The sequence below is a fragment of the Arthrobacter sp. TB 23 genome (assembly GCF_000294595.1).
Taxonomy (GTDB): Bacteria; Actinomycetota; Actinomycetes; order Actinomycetales; family Micrococcaceae; genus Arthrobacter_D.
Map to the genome: position 1 here is coordinate 1 of NZ_ALPM01000074.1, position 1,209 is coordinate 1,209.

Sequence of the window (1,209 nt, forward strand, 5' to 3'; positions counted from 1 at the left end):
GGTGGGGGATGTGGTGCGGATTAATGCTGGTGGTTCTGCGGTGGTTGCTGGTGGGGTGCAGTGGCTGGCGGATGAGAAGTTTGCTGGTGGGAAGTCGTTCACTAACGCGAAGGTGACCCAGATTGCTGGGACCACGATGGATGACCTGTATTTCTCGGAGCGTAGTGCGGCGTCGTTTGGCTATAACGTGCCGCTGCCGGCCGGGGAGTACACGGTGAAGCTGCACTTCGCCGAGATTTGGCATGGTGCGAGCGGTGGTGGTCCGGGTGGTGCTGGTAAGCGGGTGTTCAGCGTCAATTTTGAGGGCGGTCCGGTGGAGATCGCAGGGCTTGACCTGAATGCTGTGGTGGCCCCGATGACGGCCCATGTGGTCTCGACGGTGGTCCCGGTAACGGATGGGAATCTTGACCTGGACTTCACCTCGACGGTGGATCAGGCGAAGATCTCAGCCATCGAAATCATCCCCGTTTCGACGGGGGACGGTCCGCAGTAGACGGCGCGGCATCAAACCGGCGACTGGTCCAGCTGTTAGGCCCAACTAAACCAAGGAGAAGCGCGTGAAACAACAGTCAGCACTAGCAGGGGGGCACGCACAGGGCCGACTGAAGCATCGAAAGGTGCTGAGGATCCTTGCGGTCCTCGCAGCGGCGATCCTTCTTTTGCCTGCCTCAGCGATCGACTCACCCTCAACCCTTGCCGCTGATCCGGAGGTGGTGCGGATCAATGCGGGCGGACCTCAGATGACGGTGGGCGGCATGGTGTGGGCGGCCGATCGGTCGTTCAGCGGCGGTAAGGCCTACAGCAACCCTAAAGTGACGGCGATCGCTGGGACGGTCAATGATGCGTTGTACCTGACCGAGCGGAGCGCGACGACGAATCGCGGGGCGTTCAACTATACGATTCCCGTCAGCCAGTCGGGAACGTTCACTGTCCGGCTGCATTTTGCGGAGATTTGGCATGGTGCCACCGGTGGCGGTCCGGGCGGTGTAGGTAAGCGGGTGTTTGACGTGAACCTCGAGGGCGGGCCGGTTGAACTCGATGACCTGGACCTTTTCGCTGAGGTGGGGGCGATGACCGCTACGGTAAAAACCCTCTCACAGACTGTGACGGACGGTGCTCTGACCCTTGACTTCACGGCGTCGGTCGATCAGCCGAAGATCTCGGCGATTGAAGTGGTCTACCCAACCGGCACCACCCCCCAACCAGCTG

2 protein-coding genes are annotated in these 1,209 nt (G+C 61.1%); both read left to right on the forward strand.

The window, feature by feature from the left end; all coding sequences use genetic code 11:
• Positions 1-493 (forward strand): malectin domain-containing carbohydrate-binding protein (locus B384_RS18670; RefSeq protein ID WP_035767076.1); only part of this gene is annotated, 493 nt, incomplete at its 5' end.
• A gap of 64 nt (positions 494-557) precedes the next feature.
• Positions 558-1,209 (forward strand): malectin (locus tag B384_RS18675; protein WP_192813088.1); only part of this gene is annotated, 652 nt, incomplete at its 3' end.